At 63.4% G+C, this 1,622-nt stretch carries 2 protein-coding genes and 1 pseudogene; 1 reads left to right on the plus strand and 2 read right to left on the minus strand.

Features of this window, described 5'->3' with window-relative positions; translation table 11 throughout:
• Positions 1-123, plus strand: a pseudogene (locus IQ26_RS38960) (LysR family transcriptional regulator); the annotation flags it as partial.
• Here the strand turns inward: IQ26_RS38960 and IQ26_RS38965 are convergent.
• Entirely contained in the window at positions 110-1,315 is a 1,206-nt protein-coding gene (locus IQ26_RS38965; RefSeq protein WP_145723589.1) for a beta-ketoacyl-[acyl-carrier-protein] synthase family protein, read from the minus strand. The pseudogene IQ26_RS38960 and the gene IQ26_RS38965 overlap by 14 nt on opposite strands.
• Positions 1,316-1,594 carry an acyl carrier protein gene (locus IQ26_RS38970; protein ID WP_145723590.1) on the minus strand — a complete coding sequence of 93 codons (279 nt, stop codon included), beginning with the start codon at positions 1,592-1,594 and terminating at the stop codon, positions 1,316-1,318.
• Positions 1,595-1,622 lie beyond the last annotated feature (28 nt).

Here is a 1,622-nt window from a genome sequence, read left to right on the forward strand (position 1 = left end):
CCACTTCCCGGATTTACCGAGACCCTCCAATGGCCGGCCCTTCACAACAGCGATCCGGCAAGCATCTGGATCCGGGAGATAATGTTGCAGGAGGCATCTCTCTTGGCTTCTACACCTGCCTGAACGCCAGAACCGCGTTCGTGCCGCCAAAGGCCAAGGAGTTGCTCAGTGCCACGCGCACCTTGCGCTCGCGCGACACATTGGGCGTTATATCGAGATCGCAATCGGGGTCCAGCTCACGATAATTGGCCGTCGGCGGCACGACGCCCTCGCGGATAGCCATCACGCAGGCGATCAACTCGAGCGCGCCGGACGCACCGAGGCAATGCGCGTGCATGGACTTGGTAGAAGAGATGGACATTGAATAGGCGTGCTGACCGAAGACGCGCTTGATCGCCGCCGTCTCGATCTGATCGTTGGCCTTGGTGCCGGTGCCGTGCGCGTTGAGATAGTCGACATCCTCGGCATTCAGGCCGGCCTCGGCAAGGCAGGCGCGCATTGCTGCCTCCGGCCCCTCGACAGTCGGCGCGACGATGTCGGAGGCATCGGCGGAAAGGCCGATGCCGGCGATCTCGGCAAGGATCGTGGCACCACGCCCGGCGGCATGCTCATAGCTTTCCAGCACGGCCATGCCCGCACCCTCGGCGAGCACCAGTCCCTGTCTGTCGGCGGAGAAGGGCCGGCAAGTATCGGGCGAAAGCACGCGGATCGATTCCCATGCCCTCAGCACACCCCATATGAGCGGCGCTTCGCTGCCGCCGGCAAGCATCACGTCGGCCCTGCCGAGCCTGATCTGGTCCACCGCGGAGGCAATCGCATGGTTTGCCGAGGAACAGGCGGACGTGACGCCGAAGACCGGCCCGCGCAGGCCGAGATTCATGCTGACCTGGCCGGCGGCGGCGCCCGGCATCGTCTTGGGCACAGTCAAGAGGGCGGCACGCTTACCGCCGAGAAGCATGGCGCGGTAGGTTTGCTCGATCGTATCCCAGCCGCAGCCGCCAACGCCCACCGTCGCACCGAAGCGATAGGTATTTCCTTCTTTGGAGGAAAGTCCGGCCTGACGCATTGCTTCGCGCGCCGCAAGCACAGCGAGCAGGCTGAAGCGGTCCATGGAGGCGAGCTGCTTGCCGTCGATGTCATGCTCCGGCAGCGCCTTGATCTCGGCACCGATCCTGACCCTCAATTCATGGAGCTCGGAGTTGACGATTGGGCCGATGGCGGAGCGGCCTTCGCGCATCTCTCTCCAAATGGCGGCGGCGTCGGTCCCAAGCCCGCAAAGCCCGCCGATCCCAGTAATCACGACGCGCCTGTCCATTCAAGCCTCCTTAGTGAGCAAGCCGCGGACGGCTTCCACCATGTCGCCGACATTCTGGAGATCCGACCAGGCCTCGGCCGTGTTCATTTCGATCTTGATGCCGTAGGCCTGCTCCAGGTCCCAGAGCACGTCCGCCAATCCCAGCGAATCGATGCCGAGAGAAGTCAGTTCCGTGGCAGTCGTTATCTCGCCGCCCGAGGCAGGCGCTATGTTGCCGCTCTCCGCCGCGGCGCGCTTCTTGATCATTGCGATTATTTCGTTGGTCAGTTGATCTGCCATCTTGTTCCTTCCAGCTTGCGTTTGCGAC

This window comes from Mesorhizobium tianshanense (genome assembly GCF_007830515.1).
GTDB classification, from domain to species: domain Bacteria; phylum Pseudomonadota; class Alphaproteobacteria; order Rhizobiales; family Rhizobiaceae; genus Mesorhizobium; species Mesorhizobium tianshanense.

Bases quoted from the DNA above. Each gene is read 5' to 3' on its own strand.
- IQ26_RS38970 (WP_145723590.1), bottom strand. From the start codon at position 1,594: ATGGCAGATCAACTGACCAACGAAATAATCGCAATGATCAAGAAGCGC.
- IQ26_RS38965 (WP_145723589.1), bottom strand. From the start codon at position 1,315: ATGGACAGGCGCGTCGTGATTACTGGGATCGGCGGGCTTTGCGGGCTT.